Below are 25,726 nucleotides of genomic sequence, written 5' to 3'. Positions count from 1 at the left end.
ATGAAACGCTTATATATCCTATTTAGTTTTGCCCTGTTATTCTCTTCGATAGTGACAGTAAAAGCGGCTATTTCTTCCGACAAAAATTATTCAAAGGAGTTGACTGATACGCTTTCTAATCATATCAAAGAGCAGATCATAAAATCAGTCATTTCGAATGGTTTAGATCTAAACATCATCAAAAATGATTTAACGATTAGTGATAATAAAAGAATTCACACAACCGTATCAAAAGATATATTTGGAAATTTAGAAATTGGTGACAATAAAGGAAATCGCAAAACCGTATCAAAAGATATATTTGGAAATTTAGAAATAACTGACAAAAAAGGAAATCGTACAGCGATATCAAAAGATATATTCGGAAATTTAGAAATAAGTGACAACAAAGGTAATCGTACAACGGTATCAAAAGATATTTTCGATAATTTAGAAATAAGTGACAACAAAGGTAATCGCAAAACGGTGTCAAAAGATATTTTTGACAATTTAGAAATAAGTGACAATAAAGGTAATCGCACAAAGGTATCAAAAGATATTTTTGACAATTTAGAAATAAGTGACAATAAAGGTAATCGCACAAAGGTATCAAAAGATATATTCGGAAATTTAGAAATAAGTGACAACAAAGGTAATCGTACAACGGTATCAAAAGATATATTTGGAAACTATAACGCTAGTGACAATAAAGGAAATAGAGCCTCGATTGAAAAAGATATTTTTGGGCAAATAATTATTGATGACCCAAAAGGAATCTTAAAAACGGTAGAAAGTCAACTGATTCAAGAATTAATGAAAAAATAAATGATGTTATTATCTGATTTACCAAAATATGGACAGAAAATTTCTGCAAAACCAATATAACAGTCAAATAAGAATTATCAGGAAAATCATTAAATCCTGGAATTTAATTCCTGGCGCACCATCGGATGAATTTGATCCATTAGCGCATAAATTATTAAAACACTTACTAGAGGGCGCCGATAGTAGGAAAATCAGCTAGATTATCGCGAGCTATCTTGTTATAAGATATGGCTTTCTCAACCATGAAATAGATCCGGAATCATTTGCCAATGAAATCATGGATTGGTGGTATGATTAGATTATTCATTAATTGGATGAATTGGTATATTTGAACTTTAACTAGAATTTGATAGCATTTAACCACCTAATTTCTGACAATAGAAATAATATCCAGACTGGGAGATGAGAATTTTATTTATTTGGACATGTATGCTAGGGCTTTTCGCTTGTAATAGCCCTAAATCCCAATCTTACAAAATTCCTTTAGAAGAGATCGAAAGAATGTTTTCAAAAATGAAAGCAAATGGAGTATATACGGATACAATATTGCTTTGGGGGTATTTTTTCACCTCAGATAGAAAAGATCATTTCGATCAAATCGCCAAAGAACTTAAAAAACAGAATTTTGAATTTGTAGAAATTTTTCAGGCTGATGATAAAAGCTATTGGCTGCATCTGGAACGACAAGAGATCCACAATGCAAAAAGCTTATTCGAACTAGACAAAGAACTCTATAAAATAGCTGATAAATATAAAACCACTTATGACGGTTTCGATGTCGGAAATATAAACAAAGGTCAACCAATACAACGGGATACCTACGTAGTACCCGAAGAATTTAAAACTATTGATAATTCAAAAGACGATCTTCCTTATTTACTAGTTGGAAATACGGCTTTTGATAGATTTCCTCATAAAGCAGAATTTTGCAACTTTGTAAAAGTAACGACAGCTTTTGTAAGCAACGCGTCAAAGACAATGTTGCCAACGAATGAGGAACTTAATGAATTAGACCAATTTGAGCATACTATTGAAATGTACCTAAAAGAAAATAACATCAAATATTACTATGTTTTTCGAGATACACACAGCGGTATAAGGAATTTTTATATTGTAACAAACGACAAAATAGGTGCGACAAAAGTCTTCAACAGCATAAAGGATTCAAAAAAAATAAAAGAATTTAACTATAAAATTTCAACGGACAAAAACTGGGACTTATATCGTGATTTCAGAAAGAAAATCCAAGATGAATAAACGTCCTCAAACTACGAAAGTGACATCAGAAAGTTGCGACTTCTTCCAACAGAGGTTGCCAGTCAAAACCGAATGGCATAGCGATCAGCTTCCCGCCCGGTGTTAAAATATACTTGCTTGGATACCCCCTGACTTTAAAGTTTTTTTCCACCTGACCATCTGACATCAGCACCGGTATAATGTAATTGTTTTTAGCAAGAAAGTTTTTCACTTTGTCTGCAGCATCATTACATGCAATACTCATAAAACCAATTTTGTCCGACTTCAATTTATCAGTTTTCAAGTGCTCATAAAAACTATTGAGTTTAGGCATCTCTGCGACACAGGGGCCGCACCAAGTTCCCCAAAAGTCAACCAATGTCCATTTACCTTTCAGGTCAGCCTTTGCAATTTTGCTGTTCTCCAGATTCCCCAAAGCAAAATCTGGTGCATCGGGTAATTGTGGAATGACCTTCTGAATGAAAAACTCACTGAATTTCTGTTCTGGATAATAATGCTGGTAAAAATCACGTAACCCCTTATAGCTTGTTCCCTGAACGGTCAAAAACTCATCGATATATTTCTGTAAAGCGACATCTTTCTTACCGCCCGCAGCCAATTCTGTAAGATAATCTTCCGAATAGCTTTTCTTAGATTTCAAAAATATAATATCGTAAGACGAGTTGTACGCAGTCTCCGCCTGATTTTTTGGTGAGTACAGAGCCGCTTTCTCCAAATAGTTCAAGGCGGCTTCCTTATTGCTTTTACTGGTCATTTCGTAGGCCAAATAGTTAGCTGTAGCAAGATGTGCACGGGTTATATTTCGATGCTCGGTCTTATCGGCATTATAAAGCACTGTTAATCTTGAAATAATATCCTTTAGCAATTGGTGGGTATAGTCCGGATCTACAGAAACCAAACGCTGATAGGCCAGTAGCGCATATCTCCCAACGTTTCCATTGATCCAATAAGCATCGTTAAGGTTCATTAACTCTTCAAGCAATTTTTTAGCTTGTGACAGATCATCTGCCTGTTGTATAATCCGTTGCCCCAAAATCATCGGATAGGTATATTGCTTCTCAATTTCGGAAAAATGATTTATTAATAAATCGGCTTGTTCATCAGAAGACAATACTCCTGTGGCAGCTGGACGCCCCAGCTGTTGATATAAAACATTCTGAATCCAATTATATCGTTTTTCGTTGTCTAATAACGGTATTACGGTTATAAATTTATCCCTTGATATAGATCCATTGAAGAGAAAGTTTGAAAGATGATGTGTACCCGAAAGCAAGTTGACCGGCACATCGTTCAAACTCAGATCATATAATTTATAGTTTTTAATCTGCTGAAGTAGATCTAACTTTTTCTTTACGAATGTTCTATCATTCGTAAAAATAGCCTCATTTTTAATGATGTATTTCATGACCTTCACACTATCAATTGCTTCGTTTGTATAAAGTGCCTTACTAACAAAACTACCCGACAACAACATCTCCGCATAGGTTTGATCGTAAGTACTGGATACATTCGTATCCAACATCTGCATGATAGTGGTCGTGATAAATGAATGATTATCTTGGATATGCTCACTTCTTCGTGAAAACATGATAGGCTGAAGTGTTTTCTTATCAACGACAAGCTCTCCATCCGAAATACCTGATGTATCCCTAAAATCTAGGTACAAATTTTTCTTATCACTTCTAGTTAATTGATAACGTTCGCTTTTGACGAGTATAGGTTCGGATTGGAGTCTCTTTATCAGACCTTTGTCTAGATACTGGTAATTTAGTTTGCTACAAAGGAACCGTGCTCCTACCATAACATTATTCCTTACCATCTCTGTGATATCGTCTGATAACTGCCAGTCCCTGGCCTTTAACAGGATCTCTTTTCTAAGTGAAGAAGTATCAACAATGGTCTCTTGATGCTGAAAATTGAATCGAATAGGCTGTTGTAAGTTCATCAAAATATCAACCAGTATGCTGGAAGACAAAACATTTTGGTTACTGTCAGGATGAAAACTGGAAAAGAAAAATGGATTACGGGAATCCTTATATTCTACAGCTTTAATCGTTATTTCTGACGGAAAGTCTTTTTTTGAAGCGGATTTGTTAGCAGACAATGTAAAAAAGGTCGATTTGGACTGTATAAGCTTCCCTTCAGACATGGATTCCTCGGTTATCTTATAATTAACGTTCTGTTGGCCGAAACACACTGAATTCAGCAACAGAAATACGAATAATATTCTTCTCATCAAAAAATAGTTTTACATGGTTATCTCTAAAATTAATAAAAATTCTATGTCGATACAAGATATGCTCCAATTAAAAAATATATAAAGCAAAAGACCATTCAACTATTCTTCAGCTCTTTGGGCGAATAGCCAAAATATTTGGTAAAAGCCGTTGTAAAATGCTGCGGATAGCTATACCGTAATAGCTTGGAAACCTCATTGACGCTGTATCCCCTCTCTTTTAGTAAAATGAAGGCTTTTTCCATTTGCAGTTTGCGCAGATATTGTGCTATCGAACAACCCTCATATTTTTGGAAACCTGCATTGAGCACTTTTATTGACACATTAAATAATTCTTCAATTTCTTTCAACCGAATATTTCCGATTTCTTGCTGCGCAATCCAATTTTTGACCTGTATGATCTTCTCATCATTTGAAAGGCTCGTAACTTTAGGCGCAACCAGTTGATACTCTTCCAGACAGGACAGTATTAATAATAATAACTCGTCAATCTTGATCCTATAAAAACTTGATTTTAAATCACTATGCAGATTGCAATTCAAAAGACTATACAACAACTGTTTAATATCCGCCCGGATTGGTAGGGATTCACGGAACAAGAGCGTGGGTTTATTGATTTTGAGCGAGTCAACGAATCCGGCATACCCCGGAAACTTCCGGTATACCTCTCGTTCAAACCAAGCCTTGTCAAACATGATATCGACACATTTACGGTTCTTTTTATAATGTAACTTGCCATTGACGCGAGGCAGATAAAACAGATTGAAACAATCCTCATGAATTTCAATTGTGGTATCTCCATCGGTATACTTTGAATATCCTTCCAATTCAAACTGTACTTTAAATACACCGTCTTCCAACAAGACAGGCACAGTAACAGGATGACCAACTTCAGCCGAAGAATTAATGATGATAAAGTCGTCATTAATAATAAAACGTTCCTGAATAGGAATATTATAAAAATTTACCTTGAAAAAGCATTCGCTAAAATCATTTTCCTGATACACCATTTTTTGCTTATTCCGCAAATACTTGAGATTATATCGTTCCTTTAGTGGTTTCATGTGCAATTTCTCTTAAGGTATCAAAATCGTAGGTTTTCAAATCCATATTTCGTAGAAAACTGTGTGAAATTAGGGATAATTTTGCCGTTGTTAATAATTAATCTAAATACAAATGAATAAGTCCTACTATATTATATTTCTATTTGTTGTCTTCGCACAGTTGTCCCATGCGCAATCCAGCAAGGTTCTCGTACGTATTCTCGACTTTTCGTATAACCCCGTCCCTACTGCTTCAGTAAAGGTAATGGAAAACAATCAAGAACTAGTAACAGACAAGAACGGTCGGATGGAATTAGAATTTACAGAATTCAAACCTTACACTTTGTTGATTCGTTACAACAACGAGAGTTATGAAGAGAAGCTATCTTTCAATGGTTTAAAACAATATACTGTCTATATCGGAAATAAACATCACCTTTTGGATGAGATTACCGTAAGTGCTTCAATGAAATTTGCCGAAAAGCAAACCAACACAGTAGGTAAGGTCGAACAGGAAAACTTAGAAACCTCACAGACTTATAATATTATCCCTAGCGAATTGCTCAAGGAACGTTCAGTGACTGATATGAAAGGAGCGTTGCTAGCAGCACCTGGTATTGCCAATGTAACGAATGGCTTAGGTGCAGGCGGGTTCACCGTAATCGCGCGGATGCGTGGTTTTTCCACGGGGGCAGGCTCATTACGAAATGGCTATCGGACCAGTACAACGACGATGGCTGACCTCGCTAACATAGAGGCTATCGAGGTCATTAAAGGCCCTGCGGGCACGCTATTTGGAAGTAGCACAGAGATCTCTTATGGTGGAATGATCAATTTGGTGACCAAGAAACCCAAGCCGTACACTTTTGGTGATGTGAGTTTGAGCTACGGTGCTTATGATCTAAGCCGATTGACCCTTGATTTCAATACCCCTGTCAATGATAGTAAAACCGTCTTATTTCGTGTGAACGGCGCATTCCAACGTGGGAAGACCTTCCAAGATTTTGGATTAGACAACACCACTTTCATTGCGCCCGCCCTCCGCTTTCTAGTCAACGATAGGTTGACCTTAAATATCGAAGCTGAATTAAGCCAGAACGAGCGTAACATGATTGCTGTTGGCTATCTTCCTAAGGGATTCAATAGCTTGAAGGATTTCAACTGGGATGTCAAGAAATCATTTTCTTCCAATGACCTGACCATGAAATCCAATGTACTGAATATGCTGGCCACTGCGGACTATAAAATGTCCGATCATTGGAATTCACAGACTGTTGTATCCAGTGCAAATACAACGAACAAATCCGATTATCTCTTTGTAGTTCCCTTAACACAAGATACCATTGGGCGAAGAATTATGCGTATCCCCAGCCATTTCGTCTCAACCAGTTTACAACAAAATTTTGTAGGCACTTATACCGGCGAAAGTTGGAAAAATAAGATATTGATCGGTGTAGACTACAACAACGATAAATATCTAACGACACGTAAGATGCTGAATTTTTATGACAAGGTAGACCGCTTTGGAACCACACCTACAATTAATATGTCCAAGGTTGAGACAATGTTTGGTTCTGCGGCAGAAAGCGAAATCAACACAAAATTTCAGACTTATGGGGTATACCTCTCAAATGTCTTCAGCCTGAACAATCGTCTTCACCTGAATGCAGGACTACGTATGGACCGCTATAAAAATTTAGTATCTGATTTCGAAGAAACTTATTTCTCTCCAAAATTTGGTGCCGTTTATGAGGTTCTTTCGGATCAGCTTTCCCTATTTGGGAATTATACCAACGGTTTCAACAATGGCTATTTAATGATCGAGAGTGTGCAATTCAATGCTGCAACGATCAAACCACAGGAGGCCAATCAATATGAATTTGGTTTTAAATACGAACTCTTTAATAAAAAACTACATGGTAATGCCTCTTACTATAATATCAACGTAAAGAATGTACCTTTCTCTGTTGTAGCTGAAAATGGCAAAACATCGACCGTTCAGAATGGCAAACGACTAAGTCGCGGGTTCGAGTTTGACATTACGGCCAATCCATTTGCAGGCTTTCACCTCATTTTGGGATACGGCTATAACGACTCCAAATTTACCGAAGGTGATGAAAAGACCATAGGCAATAGACCTCAGGGCACCCCATTCAACGTAGGCAACTTCTGGACGAGCTATAGCATTCAATCCGGACATCTGAAAGGATTTGGATTGGGGGTCGGCGGTAACTATTCCGATGGTTTTTATGGAGACGATTTCAATACCTTTAAAATGCCGGGCTACTTTTTGTTGGATGCCAATCTCTTTTACGAAAGGGATCAGTTCAGGCTAAGCTTAAAAGGCAACAACCTAACAAATGTACATTATATGACCACCAATTTCTGGTTGTATGCACAACCTACAAAAACCATATTGGGAACCGTATCTTATCGATTTTAAGTTTCTATGAACGCTTATCAGAAAAAAGAAAAGAAGAAAAGCACGTTATTACGCTTGGTCAATTGGTTACACCTCTGGCCAAGTGTGGTATCGGGCTTGATTGTGGTTTTTGTATGCCTCACGGGCACCATTATCGTATATTCGGACGAGATCATCGAAGCTTCTGCAGGATCAGCAAAGTATATCACACCAAACGCGGAAAAAAAGCTGACATTAGAACAACTGCTGGAGATACAGAAGAAAAAAATACCAGGGATCTTGCCATCCTATGTCCTTTATTACAATGCCCCCGACCGTAGTGTTATAATCAACGGTTTCGACCCCAAGAATATCCGGCTATCGATGATCTACATGAATCCATATACCGGTGAGATCCTGAAATACGACAAGACAATTCATTTTTTCTTTATTATGGCACATCTGCACGCCCATATGAAGTTAGGATCTATTGGGGGTTGGATTGTCATTTTATCGACCATTATTTTCGTCATTAGCACATTAACGGGGTTAATTCTTTGGTGGCCCAGACGTTGGACCAAAACCACCCGAAAAGCCAGCTTTACCGTACGATGGAAAGCCAAATTCAAGCGATTTAACTATGACATCCACAATGTTTTTGGTTTCTACTCCTTAATTTTATGTTTTATACTTGGGATGACCGGATTAATTATTTTCTTTCAACCCATGATGAACCTGACAATGAAATCTCTTGGAGCTACCGCTGTCGATTGGCATCGTGATCTCCCAAAAACGGATAAGACCAAACATTTTATAGATGCTTTCCCACTGATGGATCAACTATTTAAAGTACAACCACAGAAAAAAGTGATCAAATATTGGGTATATGATTACAAAAAATCAGGCGTATTTGCCTTCAATCTTGCAGATCGTGCTGGCTTGAAAAGCGACGAAAACAATTATACTTATTACTTTGACAAATATTCCGGATCCCCCTATCTTATAAAAAAAGAAGAGCATATACACAATAAGGTGGAGAATTGGGTATGGCAACTCCATATGGGGCAATGGTTTGGTCAGATTGGGAAGCTTTCTACCTTTATAGCCGGACTCATCAGTACAACGTTGCCCATCACTGGTTTCTTAATCTGGTGGGGCAAACGAAGAAAAAACAAAGCAAAAAATACAACGGGTAACTTTATCCGCTAATGAACATGCTCTTGACTCTGTTGAATAAATGCAATGTCTAGCTTATCGTAACACCATCCCATATTGGGGCACTAACTCGTTTTTATTGCTCGATATCTATTCCTGAACATTAACCAATTTATTAGCATTCTACCCAAAAGGGTGGGAATTATCAAAAAATACGAGCTAAGCTCAGGTCAGTATTCTGAATATTTATCCTTTTACATATTCAAAGAACTACCCCTAGCTTACAAAGTATTATATATCCACCATATTTTTTTTCTAATGGCATATTTACCCTACAAAACAAGTAATAACCTAAAGTTGTTATATCAATTAGCGCTACCCCACAAGATAACTACGCAATAAATCTGCGTACTCATTTATCCAAAGCCATTTTATTTTCGAAATAAAAAAAAATAAAAATCTAATAATCAGCAAAATAAACATTAATCACACATTAACCTCTAATTGCGCACATATAACGCGTAGGTCAGCTTGCAATTTTGTAATGTCAGTTCAGAATAGTCTGGCACAAATGTTTAACGATAATGTAATGATTATGAAATTCAACTTCCTCAACACAAAAAAACAGCTGGTTACGAATCATGAAAAAGCAAAGGCTTATCTCATGACACCAGAACTGGAATTGTATACTACGGTAGTCACAACTGGATTGAATGATTCATTTTATGAAAGCGGCAACAGTAGATTAAATCGAATCAAGGAGTTGGTCATGACATGCGAATCGATATTTGTTGCCAAACTCGCCGTCTATGCACGTACAGTGATGAACTTAAGGTCCATCCCGATAGTACTAGCTGTCGAATTAGCGAAGAAAGCCTCTGGCGAGTCGATCGTTAGTAAAACAGTGAGCCGGGTAGTATTGCGTGCTGACGAGATAACTGAACTTCTGGCCTATTACCAGATTGCAAATAACAGAAATGGAGCGAAAAAGTTAAGTAGACTTTCCAAGCAAATCCAAAAAGGTCTTGTAGCCTCTTTTAACAGATTTGATGAATACCAATTTGCAAAATATAACAGGGAAGCTGAAATTAAGTTAAAAGATGCGCTTTTTCTTGTACACCCTAGTCCTAAGAACGATCAACAGCAGGCTATTTTTAACCGAATCGCAGCGGATAATCTTTCGACCGCCTATACTTGGGAAACGGAACTTTCTAAATTGGGTCAGGAAAATTTTGATAACACCCTGGCCAGATCTGATGCTTTCGCCAGAAAATGGGAAGAGTTGATCGAAAGTAAAAAAATGGGGTATATGGCTTTGCTCAGAAATCTCCGTAATATACTGGAGGCTAACGTATCAGCACAACATGTGTTGATGGTCTGCAATTATCTATCGAATGAGCAAGCAGTACTCAACTCTAGGCAACTTCCGTTCAGATTTCTTTCAGCTTATAGAGAGTTGAAAGTGCTGAAATCGGGTTTAACATCAACTGTATTGACTGCACTAGAAGATGCCACATTATGCAGTGCCAGAAATATAAAAGGCTTCGGTTTTGAGACTTCGGTTGTGATTGCCTGTGATGTTTCAGGATCTATGCAAAAGCCTATTTCGGCAAAAAGTACGGTTTTACTGTATGATGTGGGCCTAATGTTAGCGATGCTATTACAATCACAGTGTAAAGATGTAACAACAGGGATATTCGGTGATACATACAAAATAATCAATATGCCTAAACATCAGGTGCTGACGAATGTAATGGAGTATTACAAACGAGAAGGTGAAGTGGGTTATTCGACAAATGGATACCTGGTCGTGGACGATCTAATCCGTAGAAAAAAGATTGTGGATAAAGTAATGATATTTACTGACTGTCAATTATGGGATAGTAATCATAATGGCAATTCTTTAGAGAAGTCATGGAATAATTACAAAAGTTTAGCTCCAACGGCGAAACTCTACCTATTCGATTTGGCGGGATATGGAAAACAGCCCATAGATGTTAAACAAAATGATGTTTATCTGTTAGCAGGCTGGTCGGATAAAGTATTTGATATACTTTCTGGCATGGACAATGCCCTATCTGCAGTCAAACAGATCCATCAAGTGGAAATATAAGATCATCCCGCAGTAATTTGGCTGCGGGATTAATCAAAGGAATAAAATAAGCAAGTGTCGTAGAAAAGAGTTACTTCGCATTTGGGTTGCCCGTGTCACAGGTTCGAGTCCTGTCTCTATAGGTATATAGAGTAGCTCAGTTGGTAGAGCAGGAAAAACAGTCTCTTTTCGTTAGTTACCTTGCTTTATGATAAAATTGGATAAGTGCCGTAGAAAAGAGTTACTTCGGTCCAATGGCAGGTTCAAATCCTGCTTCCGATCAGTTCTAGATAGACGATATCGAAAACGTCGGAAAAAACTCTTTTCGTCAGTTGCCTTTCTGATTCTAAACAGAATGCCGTAAACGATAGTTACTTCGTCACCGTTAAGGGGAGGAATAATGAAGTTGTAAAATCAACAAGATTATCCGGTTCGAATCCGGCAATGACTAGCCCCCACTATTGTTGCTTTTTGCTTCTGTTTTTTAAACTAGAAATTTGTTAAGTACAATGTATTCTCTTACATTGTACTTTTGATTGTAAGTCCTCCCAAAAGACTAGGATATATGAGATTCAATACAAATGAAGTTAACGGACAAAATAGATTTTATACCGCTGATTGAACTTCCTACCACAAAGGGAGCCCAAAACAATAGAGTGCCTGAGGGAACTTCCTTTACAAATACGAAAGAATGGGATCTATATCAAGAAATTGAATTAAGGAAAAACTATATTGATATCCCCCGTCCAATCACAACAGGAATTTATCAATATAGACTTTTTGACATTAAAATCGAAGATTTAAAAACACTAATCAAACTACATATTGGAGACATGCCCATAAAAGACGCTTGCTCACTATTTGGCGGGTACGCAATTTCCATTAATGGACAGATTGCACTATATCCGCAATGCTGTGGTCTAATGGAAGAAATCCAACAATGGAAAAATATATTAAATGAAAATTTCGAAGATTTTTCACTATTGGAGTGCCACCCTTCCCCTGTAATCACGAAAAATAAGGAAAGAATTATTATTTTTTGCAACGACGAGGGCGAGCCTTTCTACCCCTATTTTTCAAATAATCAAATTGAGCTCAATTATCAAATTACAAAAAATGCCTTTATAATCTTGTTAAATCAATTGCATCTTTTTTCAAAAAAATTAGACACGCTTGCAGCAGAATTCAACACAGAAAGTATCGCAAATATCTTAATCTGGGGACGGAATGAAAAGGAGTAATCTCTCCGAGGAATTTAACATGAACTAACCGAAAGCAAAACAGGGGACCAAGTTTGGGCGGCTCAATATTGGCAGCAAGATCCAAGAAGAAAAAAAGGAAGTTTTCGATTAGAATCAGTCCTCGAATAATTTAAGATTTCCAAAAGAAGATTAAAATTCCTAAAATTGCATTCTCATTTTGACTGGACTTGCTTTAACACATCCGGTATTAACTTATCTCCATAGTAGATCTGGATATAAGGGAATAAGTCAGACCTGTTGTTACAGGTGAGTTAAAATTTAAAAGCATATAAATAAGATGAAAAAGGTTCTATTTTTTCTATTACTGATACCTTTCTGGGCAAGTGCTCAGCAGCAAAATATCCAAGACTTTGTCATAAAAGAGAATCTTTCGAAAAACGGAAAACTTGCGGTCGTCGCTTTGGATTCAGTCGGCAATACCAATGAGACTATCAATGGAAACTACATGTTTACCATCAACGGTTTCTCTCAGGCGCTCCAATTTCACGATGGTGTAGCTGTTCCAAATCAAAAAATCGAATCCTCTACCTTTGTATTTTTTAATCACAAAAACCAAGAGAAATCTAAAGGCCGCCTGTTTTATGTCTATAAGACTGATAATGGGCTTTCCCCCTTTGCCATCAGTGGATTGATGTTTTTGATCATCCCCGCTATTGTATTAGGTATCGCCTACATGTTTAAAAAAGTCATCATGACAGCCATTGCACTGGCAATTGTTTTCTTTATATTCAATCACTCACAAGGATTGGATTTAAGTAAGATCTTCGACTCAATTTTCTCCAGTCTAAAGAACCTCTTAGGCTAGGGCTAGCATTCAATATCAGTACATCAAAGTCGTAATCTAAGTTAATGAGCTTTTTATAAAAAATAGTGTTCCCTAGAACGGCATACCTATCCCAAAATTGTACTGTATAAAGTTATAACGGTCCGGTTTATGGGTCTGATAATATTGCTCCTTAAATTCTTTTGAATCGAAGAAATTCTTGATGACCCATTGATTGCTTCCTGAAAACTGTGGGTCTTTTACCTTTAATCCTGCATCCAAACGGATCACAAAGTAATCTGAATCAAAGCGTAGTCCAAAACCGGTACCAATGGCTACCTGTCCCAAAAACTTGTTGAATTTAAATTCGCCGCCAGGATTTAAATCGTCATCTTTTTTTAGCCGCCAGACATTCCCCATATCAACGAACGTTGCTCCGTTCATCTTGGCCCCCAAAAAATTATTTAAGATGCGAAATCTATACTCAGCATTAGCCTCCAATTTAATCTCTCCTAACTGATCTAAATTCCTTAGATTCAGACGAAGATCTTCGCTCAAATTTTGTCTATTGTATGCACCAGGCCCTAGGGTTCGTGCTTGCCAAGCCCGTATACCATTCATCCCTCCACTATAAAAACTCTTTTCAAATATCAGTAACTTCGAATTGTTACCATACGGAATTGCGATCCCCGGATTAAAGCGGAAAACAAATTGTCTATTTCCGCCAAAGTTACGGTACAAACGATAATCAAATTCGGTTTTCGCATATTGCAAGAACGGTACTCCAAAGATTTTTTTCTCACCATCGGCATTTGCCGGTAGTTTAGCAATACTACTGATCAAATCCAACACATTACCGCTGACATCTACGGTTCCACGGAAATATTGAAAATCTTCCTTGCTCGTCAGCTTTTTTCCGTTCAGAATGAAGGTGTATTGCGTTCCTAATCCGAAATATTGACGATCATTACTACGTACATACAATTGATACCCCTCCTGTTCGAGATTCTTTCGAAAATTTGAATCTAACCTCCCATCCCGATATTCCAATACTATCGGGGTAAAGCTATGATATTTGTTCTCTGTTTCATACCAGGAGTAATTCAGTGAAGTAATAAAATAGCGGTTGGAATAAGTACGATCCTGATCAAACAACTGAAGAGTCATCGAATATGTTGTTTTTGGTAAACCAAATTTCCCACCTGGATTAATATGGAAAGGTACCATGAGTCGTGGAATTACTAAATTGACACCCGCCTGAAAATCATTATTGAATATCTTACTCGAAAGCCCCCCTGCCAAACGAGGATCAAATAGCACACCATACCGCAACTTCACCTCCAATTGCTCAGAGCCACCAAAAATATTACGCTGTGAAAACGTATTTCCGATATTAAAACCACTCATCCCCGAACTAAAAGTATACTCTCCTTCGATCTGGTTACCCATTCGTGGTCGCGGGACGAAATCATAATGAACATCGAGTTTATTGGAATCTTTTTTCACAAACTGCACTTTTACAGACCGAAAACCGTTCATCTCATAAAGCCGATCATAAGACTTATTTTCCTCGGCCAACGAATAATAATTTCCCGATCGTAGGTACATATACCTTTCCAATGGTTTCCAGCGAAAGCTATTTGTTTCATCCACAAAAAGAAGTCGTTTTGCAGAATCAGTTATACGGCGAGCTGGTTTCTTTGACATTGCCCCATAATTCCTAATAGTCATATATACACTATCAATTTGATACTTTTTATGTATCGTTGAATCACTGGGATTTTCTACATTTATTTTTAAATCGATCAAGTTTCCACTCAATGTAGAGTCAATACCGACACGCATATATTGCCTCAAGTAGTCATAATACCCATTGTTACGCATAACAACATATAACTTTTCCCGTTCCTCCAGCAATTTGGCGGCATCATATTGTGTATTGGGTTTGACTTTAGTTTTTGGTAGGATATCCCGATCAAATAACCATTTGGCATCCCCATCTTCAAATTTACGTTCTATGTTCCTAATTTGATATGCATTTCCTTCATCGACATTAAAATTGATATGCGCCCTTTTTTTGTTAACTGAAATCTCAGGACTGACTTTGGCATTAAAATATCCCTTAGTAAACAAAAAACGTCTGATCTGATTAGCGGAAAGGTCAACCATTGCTGAGTCAAGCAAATGGGGTGGTTCGCCTACATTTCGAATTTTCTTGGTCTTATAGCGCCCTTTTGTAGTATTGAAGGTATTGTAAATAAATAGATTGACCCTCGAATTAGGTTTTATCTGATTGGATATATAGGTTTCGGAAGACTCTTTCAATGCTGGTGAAACGCCGGAAATCTGTATTTTTGTAACCAGGGCTTGGTCGTCATCTATATATTTTGAAGATCGGCAAGATGCAAAAAATAGCGTCAAAAGCATTATACTTGCAAATCCGATAAAACGAGGGTACTTAATCATCAATAAAAATGTTGTCAAAAGCGCAAATCAGTCTAATAACGTCTCTACAAAACAAAAAGTATAGAAAACAACATGGTTTATTTATCGTTGAGGGCATAAAGTCCGTCAAGGAATTTATCTCATCGAGCTACCAGGTTGAGTCCATTTTCTATACAGACGACGCAAACACAAAAGTGGGTAAAATCTCGCATAATATAAAATCCCATGAACTGACGGAGGCTGAATTCCAAAAGATTAGTACCCTAAAATCTCCTCAGGGTGTTCTTGCCCTGGTGAAACTTCCGAAACAACAACAGATCGAAATAAGTGATCTAAGAAATTGCTACAATATCGTATTGGATGATGTACAAGATCCCGGTAATTTGGGAACCATTATTCGTACAGCGGAATGGTTTGGGATCAAACATATCATTTGCTCCATTGGTACAGTAGATGCTTATAATCCAAAAGTTGTGCAGGCCACAATGGGCTCATTGGCAAGAATACAGGTTCATTATATAGACTTGCATGAATTTATCTCTTCAACAGATCTACCGGTCTATGGTGCACTGCTCAATGGGCAATCCATTTACCAGACCGAATGGAGTACAGAAGGATTGATCGTCATGGGAAATGAAGGCAATGGTATTAGTGAAGAGATTATAACATTAATAGATCAAGCAGTGACCATACCCCGTATCGGCCAAGCGGAATCGCTGAATGTTGCCGTGGCAACAACGATATTTTGCAGTGAGATCGCCCGGCGGCAGCTGGTTTAGCGAATTTATTTCCAAAAGCACCCTATAACCGTTGATGAAGTCCGATCCGATTTCCTTCAGAATCCTCTATTTCAGCGACTGCAAAGCCTAGATCTTTGTGAAAGGTGGCAGGATATAATATCCTTGCACCAACTTTTTCTGCCCTTTTTAAGGTATCTTCCAGATCTTCGGTATGCAAATAAAGCAGTACCCCCTGATGTGTAGGCTGATAGATTTCTCCTTTTGCCAGCGCACCGGTAATCCCTGACAGCTTTTCCTCAAAAGGGAAATAAGCCATCTGAATTCCATCAAATTCTTCCTGATCAAAGGTAAAGGCAAACAACTCATTGTAAAAATGAACTGCCCGCTCCATATTTAGTACAGGAATCTCAAAATAGACCCCTGGATTTCTTTTTTCTTTTGACATACGACCAATTGGAGGTTTTTTAATGTTCAGCCAATAAAAGAGTTTTTTATCGGCGGCAAAGATCAAATATACAAATTTGTGTCAAGCGGATTTCCGGATGATTATTTTTATATTACCATTGAAAGGATTTTAAAAATTTCGAACAAAAGAAAAAGTTTAATCGTTTCAAAAGCTGTACATTTGACCTACTCTTCAAAAAGTACAGGTATCTTCCACGGTATCGCATACTTGAAGAAATATTCATGCACGACAATTGTTTTAAAATGCCATCTGAACAGAAATCCATCTATACGCTTCAATTTATTTTACTCTGCCTGAGCTCACTCCTATTCTCCTCGAGTTTCAATATGATTATTCCGGAGCTCCCTAATTACCTGAGTAGTTTGGGTGGGGCTGAATACAAGGGGCTGATCATCGCATTATTTACATTGACTGCCGGAATTTCGAGACCTTTCAGCGGTAAGCTGACCGATCGCTGGGGCCGTGTCCCCGTCATGGCCATCGGATCCATCGTCTGTTTTATCTGTGGTTTTCTTTATCCGATCTTAACTTCCGTCGCGGGCTTTCTGTTTCTGCGGTTGATCCACGGTTTCTCTACCGGTTTTAAGCCGACCTCCACCTCAGCTTATGTTGCGGATCTTGTTCCCCAAAAAAGATGGGGCGAAGCCTTGGGAATGCATGGGCTTGCTTTCAGTGTCGGCACTGCAGTAGGTCCGGCAATAGGAAGCGCTATTTTTGACGCTTTTGGGATTAATGTCATGTTCTACTCCTCTTCCTTCATGGCTTTATTATCAATCCTCATCGTCATCAATATGAAGGAAACCCTTGTCAAAAAAGAGAAATTCAACCTTTCCATGCTAAAAATAGACCGAAAGGATATCATTGAATGGCGTGCACTTCCTGCTGGAATAGTTACATTTCTATCCTATACGGCATACGGTGTAATCCTGACCCTTATACCAGATTGGAGTGAACACCTAGGACTTAAAAATAAAGGTCTTTTTTTCCTGGCATTTACGATCGCATCCGTCATGATACGTTTTGTTTCGGGAAAGGTTTCTGATCGTTATGGAAGGCCAAAAGTTATTATTACAGGCATCGTGATTATTGCCATTGCTTTGGTGGTGATTGGTTTTGGGGATAGCTTTATCGGTATGATGATTGGAGCGAGCATCTATGGTATTGGCACCGGTATATTATCTCCCGCAGTTAACGCCTGGACTATTGATCTAAGTATCCCTGAACATCGCGGTAAAGCGGTCGCAACCATGTATATTTCACTCGAAGCGGGAATTGGCCTTGGAGCGCTCCTCGCTGGATTATATTATGCCGATATCATTCTCCGCATTCCGCAAATTATGTATGCAAATGCCGTCGTACTCGTGGTCGCTTTACTCTATATGCTAAATTGGCAAAGAAAATCTTAGTTTTGATATAAGATTAAGGATATGAGTTTGATTTTTATAAATCGAGAAAAATTTTACAATGAGTAGCACAAATAAGAATCATCAGATCTATAGCTAGTACAATTAGCCGACACCAGCATCGCTTGTATGACTATTTATAAAAAGATAGCACATGATAAACAGCTATTTAAAGCTTCAATATAAATTGTTGACACGCCATTTTAAGGCGACTGGTCTTCCGATAATGGTTGCGCCACTTTTGTTACTGGGAGCCTGTTATCTGGCCTATTACCTGCTGCTACAGTATCCTGTTTTTGGGAGCTATGCCCTACTGCTTAGCAACTTCCAATTACTCTTTCTCCTGACCGAAAAAAACAGGAACGATTTTCTAAAAAACACCTTTAGTAAAAAGGATTTTTACACGATCAGACTACTGGAAAATAGTATCGTCATTTTACCAACGCTTGCTATTTTTATATTTCGAGGGCTATGGTTATATGGCGTCGCGCTAATTGCCTTAGCTGTTATATTTGCTTTTTTGGTCTTTAAAACTTTTGGTAAATCCCTCCCAACTCCATTTGCAAAGAAACCATTTGAATTTATTATCGGGTTCCGAAGGAGCTACCTGCTGATTCTCGTTTTGTATATGCTAGCAGCAATTGGTTTCTATGTGACCAACCCCAACCTCGTTCTATTTTGCGTAGTTAGTATAGCACTAACCTCCATGTTCTATTATCAGCTACCAGAACCCGTATTTTATCTTTGGAACAGTAGAGAAACACCGACCAGATTCCTCCTGGGTAAATTTAGACGTGGAATACTGCAATGCCTTTTATTTGTTTTTCCACTTCTACTGATATATGCCGTTGTTTTTTCATCCGAATGGTTTAATGCTTTAATTGTTTTGGGTGGTATTTTCTTTCTCCTTCCTTTTGCTATTACCTTAAAGTATGTCGCTTATCCGCGAGAGATCAATTTCCCCGAGGGCTTTGCACTGGCATTATGTTTCAGCTTCTATCCACTGATATTGGCACTATTACCTTTCTATTACTTGAAAGCCCTCAAAAATCTAAAAAACTATTTATGATCGAGCTTATTCATATCAGTAAATCCTTTGGTCAGCATCAGGTCTTGCACGAGGTCACCTTTACTTTTGAGGACGGAAAAGTCTACGGTATCGTAGGCGAAAACGGTGCTGGAAAAACAACCTTATTTCGTTGTATAGCAGGTTTGGAAACAGCATCAGGAAAAATCAGTGCGAACCTACAGCCACTTAAGAACCATCTGGGTTATCTGACATCAGATCCGTATTTCTTGTCAAAACTGACAGGTGAAGAGTATATCTATCTCCTTACTGATGCCCGTGGGAAAAGCATTAAAAACATCGATGAAAGAAATATCTTCGAGCTACCATTAAAAGAGTATGCAAGTTCCTATTCTACAGGAATGAAAAAGAAACTGGCGCTGACAGCAACCCTGCTTCAGGACAACAGTTTCTACATTCTGGATGAACCTTTTAACGGAATAGATCTACAAAGCAGTATTATCCTAACCGAAATTATACTACGCCTAAAAGCCATGAACAAAACCATCTTGATCTCATCGCATATATTTTCGACATTAAAGGATACCTGTGATGAGATCTTGGTCCTTGAAGAAGGCCGGATTAGCAAATCTGTCAAAAAAGAACAGTTTGGTGATTTTGAAGAAGAAATGAAGGAAAAAATATTAAAAAAAGATATCGATAAACTCTGGCTTTGAAGCCCTGTAAAACTCAAAACAAATAAGATGGAAAAATACCTACCCACATTAGAAACCGAACGGTTAATCATCCGTCCGATAAGCATGGACGATAAGGACTATTTTTTTGCTATGGATTCACAGCCTGAGGTACATACCTTTCTCAATAAAGAGCCTGTTCAATCCATCGAAGATATGGAAAAAGCGATCGCTCTCATTCAGCAACAATATGAAAAATATGGTATTGGCCGACTAGGAGTCATTGAAAAATCAAGCAATCAATGGATCGGCTGGACGGGATTTAAATATATTGATGAATTGGAAAATGGACGTATCGGATTCCTGGACCTCGGCTATCGTTTCAGGATGGAATCCTGGGGCAAAGGATATGCTACTGAAGCGGCATTAGCCTGCATGCAGTATTACCGTGAGCATCTGACTCATTTCGAGCTCCATGCCATCACCCATACCGAAAACGAAGGATCAAGACATGTATTAGAAAAAGTGGGTTTTCAGGTTACCGAAGAGTTTCATTTCGACCGTTGGGATATTCGTTGTTTTTGGTATGATCTGGCCGAAGATGCTAAATCAAACTAATTATGTTAGCTTTAAAAACTAATTTTTTTAACTTTTCATAGTTTCACTGGGATAAAACAAAATGGTTTTGTATTTTTACACGTTCGAATAAAATAAAATTTTGAACATTTCTGTATTGTACAATTTAATCTATTGCTGAGTAAATGAGTGACGAAACAAACTTCCCAACGGAAGATAACCAAGAAGAATTAGGATCAGGAAAAACAGAGGGCGGAAGTCAGACAATACCTTTATCTGGACTGTACGAGAACTGGTTTTTGGATTATGCGTCCTATGTTATCTTGGATAGAGCTGTACCCCATATAAATGACGGCTTGAAACCCGTACAACGCCGTATTCTCCATTCCCTAAAGGAAATGGATGACGGACGATATAATAAGGCCGCCAATGTTATTGGTAATACCATGAAGTATCACCCGCATGGAGATGCTTCCATTGGAGATGCCATGGTACAACTGGGACAAAAAGATCTATTGATTGACTGTCAAGGTAACTGGGGTTTCCCTATTACTGGCGATTCGGCGGCGGCACCACGTTATATTGAGGGACGACTTTCTAAATTTGCAAATGAAGTTGTCTTCAATCCCGAAACGACGGAATGGCAACAGAGCTACGATGGACGTAACCGTGAGCCAGTCACTTTACCTGTTAAATTCCCTTTGCTTCTGGCGCAGGGAGCAGAAGGTATTGCTGTAGGTTTAGCAACGAAGATTATGCCGCACAACTTTATTGAACTCATTGATGGCTCAATTCAGGTACTGAACGGCGAACGCCCGAATATTCTTCCCGATTTTCCCACAGGTGGTATGGCCGATGTGTCTAACTACAACGAAGGTCAACGTGGCGGAAAGATCCGTGTGCGTGCTAAAATCGAGGAGCGGGATAAAAAGACTTTAGCAATCACCGAGATTCCTTTTGGCACCACCACTGGCGGACTTATCGAAAGTGTTGTCACGGCGAATGAAAAAGGTAAAATCAAAATCAAGAAAATCGAAGATAACACGGCTGGAAATGTTGAAATCATCGTGCATTTAGCACCGGGAATATCTCCTGATGTTACGATCGATGCACTATACGCATTCACAGCTTGTGAGGTTTCTATCTCTCCAAACACCTGTGTCATCAAGGATGAGAAACCTCATTTTATGAGTGTCAATGACATCTTGATTGAAAACACAAAAAACACAAAAAACCTATTGAAGCGGGAACTGGAGATTCGTTTAAATGATCTTCAGGAAAAAATCTTCTTCAATAGTTTATTAAAGATATTCATCCAAGAAGGGATGTACAAACATGCCGATTATGAAAATGCCGGTGACTTTGATACTGTCGTGCAGGTTTTAAATCGCTTGTTTGAGCCATTCTTTGATCAGTTTTATCGTGAAATTCTTCCTGAGGACTATAAGAAATTGATCGATAAACCAATGAGTAGCATTACACGTTTCGATGTAAAAAAATCAGATGAAACGATGAAGACGCTCGAAAATGAGATCAAAGAAGTTAAACGTCATTTGCGTCAGTTGACCGAATATGCCATTGCCTGGTATGAAAAACTACGCGAAAAATATAGCAAAGATCGTGAGCGCAAAACAGAATTACGCATCTTTGATAAGGTTGAGGCAACACAAGTTGCATTAGCCAACGCCAAACTATATGTCAATCGTGAAGAAGGTTTCATCGGTTCAGGAATGAAGAAAGATGAGTTCGTATGCGATTGCTCGGATATAGACGATATCATTGTTTTCCGCGAAGATGGCAAATATGTCGTCAGCAAAATCCAAGACAAGGTATTTGTTGGTAAAGGGATTATTCATGTAGCGGTCTTCAAAAAAGGTGACGAACGTACCATATACAATGTCATCTATAAAGAAGGCGAAACTGGTACAAGTTATATCAAACGTTTTTCTGTTGTTGGCGTTACCCGTGACAAGGAATACGACGTATCCAAAGGATCTAAAGGATCAAAGGTTCTGTATTTCACTGCTAATCCAAACGGCGAAGCAGAAGTTGTCAATATACAGCTCAAACCGCACACGAAATTACGCAAATTGAATTTCGATATGGATTTCGCTGAAATTGCCATCAAAGGTCGTGCATCCCAAGGAAATATTGTCTCCAAATACCCGGTCAAGAAAATCGCCTTCAAAAGCTCAGGTATTTCAACACTTGCAGGACGAAAAATTTGGTACGACACTATCATGAAACGCTTAAATGCAGATGAACGTGGCCAATATTTAGGCGAATTTGATGGTGATGATAAAATATTGGTTGTACTTTCTGATGGTAGCTACGAGTTATCGAACTTCGATCTTAGCAACCACTTTGATGAGAAAATGATCCGTATTGAGAAATTCTATCCGGAACATGTTTATACCGTAGTACATCAAGATGGTAAGAGCGGGACCTATTTCGTCAAACGTTTTAAATTTGATGACCAGCCTATTGGTAAACGCATTTCGTTTATCAATGAAGAACCCGGTTCAAAACTAGTTCTAATGAGTAATGCGGCTGAACCTATAGTCAAATTAGATATTCTAAAAGGTAAATCTCAAACGGAGGAAACGCTGGAACAACCATTGACTGAAATCATTGATGTCAAAGGCATAAAGGCGCAAGGTAATCGTCTATCCTTCCATACCGTAAAATCTGTGGCCTTAATTACTGTAGATGAGGATCTCAGTGAGAAAGGAAAGAAAAAAACGGAGGCAGCTTCTGTAGATGAAGAAACAAAATCCGATGAGACAAAAGTGGAGGCTTCAACGGCTGAAACAGCAACAGATGCATCTAATGATAAAAAAGAAGATGACATCAAATTAGAGATCACTAATCCTGACGACATCCAAATTGATGACAAAGGGCAAATGGAAATGTTTTAACAGCATTTTTCAATAAGTAATCCGCATAAAGAAAAGGCTCGAATATGATATTCGAGCCTTTTTATATTGTTATTGATCGCTGTTAGTTCTCAAAGGTAACCAAGGACTTGTTTCAATCCTCCTCCCCCTCTAATAAACAGTCCACCATCAATTCGCTATGCTTGACACAAAACTCCTATATAAAGCTTTTAGGCTTTAAATTCTTTTAGGAATTTTTGGAGTTTCGGCGCAATGACCACCGAACAGAACGGGTTCTCAGGGTGATCATTAAAATAATTATGATGATAATTTTCAGCAAGCCAAAATGTTGATGCCGGTTCAACCGCTGTTACTATTGGATCTTCATAGACATCCTCGTTTTCCAATTCATCAATAAAGTTTTTTGCTAAGATTTCCTGTTCTTCATTGTGATAGAAGACCACAGAACGATACTGCGTCCCCACATCATTACCCTGACGGTTCAATGTTGTCGGATTATGTGTCTTAAAGAAAATTTTCAACAGATCCTCATAATTAACCAACTCATCATCATACTCCAACTCCACCACTTCTACGTGATCTGTTGTACCTGTACAGACCTGCTCATAAGTAGGATGGTCTATATGACCTCCCATATATCCAGGCAATACGGATGTTACTCCTTCAGTGTTTTGGAAAATCACTTCCGTACACCAAAAACATCCACCTCCAAATGTTGCTTTCATATTTTTATTGTATTTAGTAATGAGTATTGAGAACTTAGACTTTAATTTTAAAAGCCCTTGACGTACTTGTTATCTCATTTTTCTCACGCTAACGTCGCTTATACAAAGATAATCAATAATAAATTTATACTTCTATCTAAATCCATATTCTAAAAGAGACTAAAGAATAAGGGGTAAGGATTATGGAACATAAGATCAGGATTAAAGAATAAAGATTTACGGCTGAACATCAAATCCGAACGCTTGTTAAACCAGTCCCTGATCCTTTGTCTCAAATCTCACATCTAAAATCTCATATCTAATTACTAATAATAATGTTTTCCTTTGATCAATAGATCTTGCTGTTTGCTGTCACAAACGGCGTAAGAGAATCCCTCCTGCAATGCATAAGCTCCATACTCCCCTTTTTTATTGATCGCCAAAAATCCAACTTGTATCTCTTTGGCAATTGCGGGCTTTTTCTTCACGATACGCATCACGGCTTCCTTGCAGGCATCTTCAGGTGAATATCCTTGGCGCATTAACTCGACCACCAAAAAACTACCAACATTTCGAATAACTTCTTCACCGACACCGGTCGAAGTAGCCCCTCCAACTTCATTATCCACATAGAGTCCAGCTCCGATAATCGGACTATCCCCTACCCGGCCATGCATCTTAAATGCCATTCCGCTGGTCGTACAGGCTCCGGAGATATTTCCGTTGGCATCCAAGGCTAACATACCTATGGTATCGTGATTGTATTGATTGCCGGGTAGGCGCTCTGCAGCAAAAGTTTTATTCTCGATATTAACGACTGGCTTGTATTTCTTCTCCTTTAACCACTCTTTCCAAGCTTTCTCTCCCTCAGGAGTCAATAAATTCTCTTCTTGAAAACCGTTTTCCAATGCAAATTGTAAGGCACCTTCACCAACAAGCATGACATGTGGTGTTTTCTCCATCACTAGACGGGCCACGGAGATCGGATGACCAATTTTTTCCATACCAGCCACAGCGCCACAATTACCATCGGCATCCATAATACAGGCATCTAGGGTCACATGTCCATCACGATCCGGATATCCCCCTTTTCCTACAGTCATATTTTTCAAATCCGCTTCGGGTACACGTACACCCTGCTCGACAGCGTCAAGAGCTTTTCCACCTTTCGACAAGATCTCCCATGCAGCTTTATTTGCCGCTATCCCAAAATCCCATGTCGATATCACGATAGGATATTTCTTCACCTTGACACTAGATGCAATCGTCAACCCTTTTGTATCGAATGCACTCAAGGTACCTATAGCCGTAGCAGCCATAAAACCTTGCTTAATAAAATTACGTCTAGAACTCATATGTAAATTATTTATCTTTTAACACCCCATTTTATTTGAGTAGCGTCCTACCGTCCAAACATGGATATACTATTTTTTGATTCTCATGAGCAGAATAATGCATCCATAACGATTGATTCTAAGATGCTCCTACCTTCTATTGGATCATCGTAACAATTGCATGATAAAACCGCACAATTACGCTTGCAATCCAACGAAATCGGGAACAAGAATATCTTCTTTTTTTACCCTATTATCAACCGACCCCGAAATTACCAAAAACTTGACAATATTCTTTTTTAGTACGCGTATTGGCTCCAAAAAGCACCTCCATCGCTCACCGACTTATCTTCAGACAGAGAGTCATCAAAAAAAGAAACTGATTTCGCTATCAATAAGCAATAATACAAAATGGTTTTAGCAAATAGACAAATTAATTAAAATTAG

General features: G+C 38.3%; 19 protein-coding genes and 1 tRNA gene. 14 read left to right on the top strand and 6 right to left on the bottom strand.

What is annotated here, in order from left to right; all coding sequences use genetic code 11:
* Positions 1–804 (top strand): hypothetical protein, encoded by an 804-nt coding sequence (locus tag DFQ12_RS15600; RefSeq protein ID WP_120259967.1) that lies wholly within the window; start codon positions 1–3, stop codon positions 802–804.
* A gap of 402 nt (positions 805–1,206) precedes the next feature.
* Positions 1,207–2,061, top strand: a complete 855-nt coding sequence (locus DFQ12_RS15595; RefSeq protein WP_120259966.1) for a DUF695 domain-containing protein — start codon at positions 1,207–1,209, stop codon at positions 2,059–2,061.
* Positions 2,062–2,086: 25 nt separating this feature from the next.
* On the opposite strand, the gene DFQ12_RS15590 is transcribed toward DFQ12_RS15595, so the two are convergent.
* Both DFQ12_RS15590 and DFQ12_RS15585 read right to left on the bottom strand, forming a co-directional pair.
* Positions 2,087–4,297, bottom strand: a complete 2,211-nt coding sequence (locus tag DFQ12_RS15590) for a TlpA family protein disulfide reductase (RefSeq protein ID WP_120259965.1) — start codon at positions 4,295–4,297, stop codon at positions 2,087–2,089.
* 98 nt (positions 4,298–4,395) lie between these two features.
* Positions 4,396–5,361, bottom strand: a complete 966-nt coding sequence (locus DFQ12_RS15585; RefSeq protein WP_120259964.1) for a helix-turn-helix domain-containing protein — start codon at positions 5,359–5,361, stop codon at positions 4,396–4,398.
* 112 nt (positions 5,362–5,473) lie between these two features.
* Here DFQ12_RS15585 and DFQ12_RS15580 point away from each other — a divergent pair, with 112 nt between their 5' ends.
* From DFQ12_RS15580 to DFQ12_RS15560, 6 genes are all read left to right on the top strand, one after another.
* Positions 5,474–7,783 (top strand): TonB-dependent siderophore receptor, encoded by a 2,310-nt coding sequence (locus DFQ12_RS15580; protein WP_120259963.1) that lies wholly within the window; start codon positions 5,474–5,476, stop codon positions 7,781–7,783.
* 6 nt (positions 7,784–7,789) lie between these two features.
* On the top strand, positions 7,790–8,950 hold the full coding sequence (locus tag DFQ12_RS15575; RefSeq protein ID WP_120259962.1) for a PepSY-associated TM helix domain-containing protein: 1,161 nt from the start codon (positions 7,790–7,792) through the stop codon (positions 8,948–8,950).
* A gap of 541 nt (positions 8,951–9,491) precedes the next feature.
* Positions 9,492–11,009, top strand: coding sequence for a TROVE domain-containing protein (locus DFQ12_RS15570; RefSeq protein ID WP_120260038.1), 1,518 nt, complete (start codon positions 9,492–9,494; stop codon positions 11,007–11,009).
* A 130-nt stretch (positions 11,010–11,139) separates the two neighbouring features.
* Positions 11,140–11,268 (top strand) — tRNA-OTHER (locus tag DFQ12_RS28175).
* Between the two features lie 301 nt (positions 11,269–11,569).
* Positions 11,570–12,229 (top strand): hypothetical protein, encoded by a 660-nt coding sequence (locus DFQ12_RS15565; protein WP_120259961.1) that lies wholly within the window; start codon positions 11,570–11,572, stop codon positions 12,227–12,229.
* A gap of 298 nt (positions 12,230–12,527) precedes the next feature.
* The gene (locus DFQ12_RS15560) at positions 12,528–13,055 is read left to right on the top strand and encodes a hypothetical protein (protein ID WP_120259960.1); all 528 of its coding nucleotides are present in this window, start codon (positions 12,528–12,530) and stop codon (positions 13,053–13,055) included.
* A 72-nt stretch (positions 13,056–13,127) separates the two neighbouring features.
* On the opposite strand, the gene tamL is transcribed toward DFQ12_RS15560, so the two are convergent.
* Positions 13,128–15,479, bottom strand: coding sequence for a translocation and assembly module lipoprotein TamL (gene tamL, locus DFQ12_RS15555; protein WP_120259959.1), 2,352 nt, complete (start codon positions 15,477–15,479; stop codon positions 13,128–13,130).
* 8 nt (positions 15,480–15,487) lie between these two features.
* Here tamL and DFQ12_RS15550 point away from each other — a divergent pair, with 8 nt between their 5' ends.
* The gene (locus DFQ12_RS15550; RefSeq protein WP_120259958.1) at positions 15,488–16,237 is read left to right on the top strand and encodes a TrmH family RNA methyltransferase; all 750 of its coding nucleotides are present in this window, start codon (positions 15,488–15,490) and stop codon (positions 16,235–16,237) included.
* Positions 16,238–16,259: 22 nt separating this feature from the next.
* On the opposite strand, the gene DFQ12_RS15545 is transcribed toward DFQ12_RS15550, so the two are convergent.
* Positions 16,260–16,643 (bottom strand): VOC family protein, encoded by a 384-nt coding sequence (locus tag DFQ12_RS15545; RefSeq protein WP_120260037.1) that lies wholly within the window; start codon positions 16,641–16,643, stop codon positions 16,260–16,262.
* Positions 16,644–16,906: 263 nt separating this feature from the next.
* On the opposite strand from DFQ12_RS15545, the gene DFQ12_RS15540 reads away from it, so the two are divergent.
* From DFQ12_RS15540 to DFQ12_RS15520, 5 genes are all read left to right on the top strand, one after another.
* Positions 16,907–18,070 (top strand): MFS transporter, encoded by a 1,164-nt coding sequence (locus tag DFQ12_RS15540; RefSeq protein ID WP_120259957.1) that lies wholly within the window; start codon positions 16,907–16,909, stop codon positions 18,068–18,070.
* A gap of 151 nt (positions 18,071–18,221) precedes the next feature.
* On the top strand, positions 18,222–19,136 hold the full coding sequence (locus DFQ12_RS15535; protein ID WP_120259956.1) for a hypothetical protein: 915 nt from the start codon (positions 18,222–18,224) through the stop codon (positions 19,134–19,136).
* A complete protein-coding gene (locus DFQ12_RS15530) occupies positions 19,133–19,810 on the top strand; it encodes an ABC transporter ATP-binding protein (protein WP_120259955.1) in 678 nt (225 codons plus the stop codon). Before DFQ12_RS15535 ends, DFQ12_RS15530 begins: the two co-directional genes overlap by 4 nt.
* Positions 19,811–19,837: 27 nt before the next feature.
* Positions 19,838–20,386, top strand: coding sequence for a GNAT family N-acetyltransferase (locus DFQ12_RS15525; RefSeq protein ID WP_120259954.1), 549 nt, complete (start codon positions 19,838–19,840; stop codon positions 20,384–20,386).
* 143 nt (positions 20,387–20,529) lie between these two features.
* Entirely contained in the window at positions 20,530–23,262 is a 2,733-nt protein-coding gene (locus tag DFQ12_RS15520) for a DNA gyrase/topoisomerase IV subunit A (RefSeq protein ID WP_120259953.1), read from the top strand.
* Between the two features lie 188 nt (positions 23,263–23,450).
* Here the strand turns inward: DFQ12_RS15520 and msrA are convergent, their stop codons facing one another.
* Together msrA and DFQ12_RS15510 are read right to left on the bottom strand one after the other, a co-directional pair.
* Positions 23,451–23,966: a peptide-methionine (S)-S-oxide reductase MsrA gene (msrA, locus tag DFQ12_RS15515; protein ID WP_120259952.1), complete on the bottom strand. Its 516-nt coding sequence runs from the start codon at positions 23,964–23,966 to the stop codon at positions 23,451–23,453.
* A gap of 305 nt (positions 23,967–24,271) precedes the next feature.
* Positions 24,272–25,300, bottom strand: a complete 1,029-nt coding sequence (locus tag DFQ12_RS15510; RefSeq protein ID WP_120259951.1) for a glycosylasparaginase — start codon at positions 25,298–25,300, stop codon at positions 24,272–24,274.
* Between the last annotated feature and the right edge of the window lie 426 nt (positions 25,301–25,726).

This window comes from Sphingobacterium detergens (assembly GCF_003610355.1).
GTDB lineage: Bacteria > Bacteroidota > Bacteroidia > Sphingobacteriales > Sphingobacteriaceae > Sphingobacterium > Sphingobacterium detergens.
The sequence above is the reverse complement of the archived record's forward strand: the minus strand, read 5'-3'. Positions and strand labels throughout refer to the sequence as shown.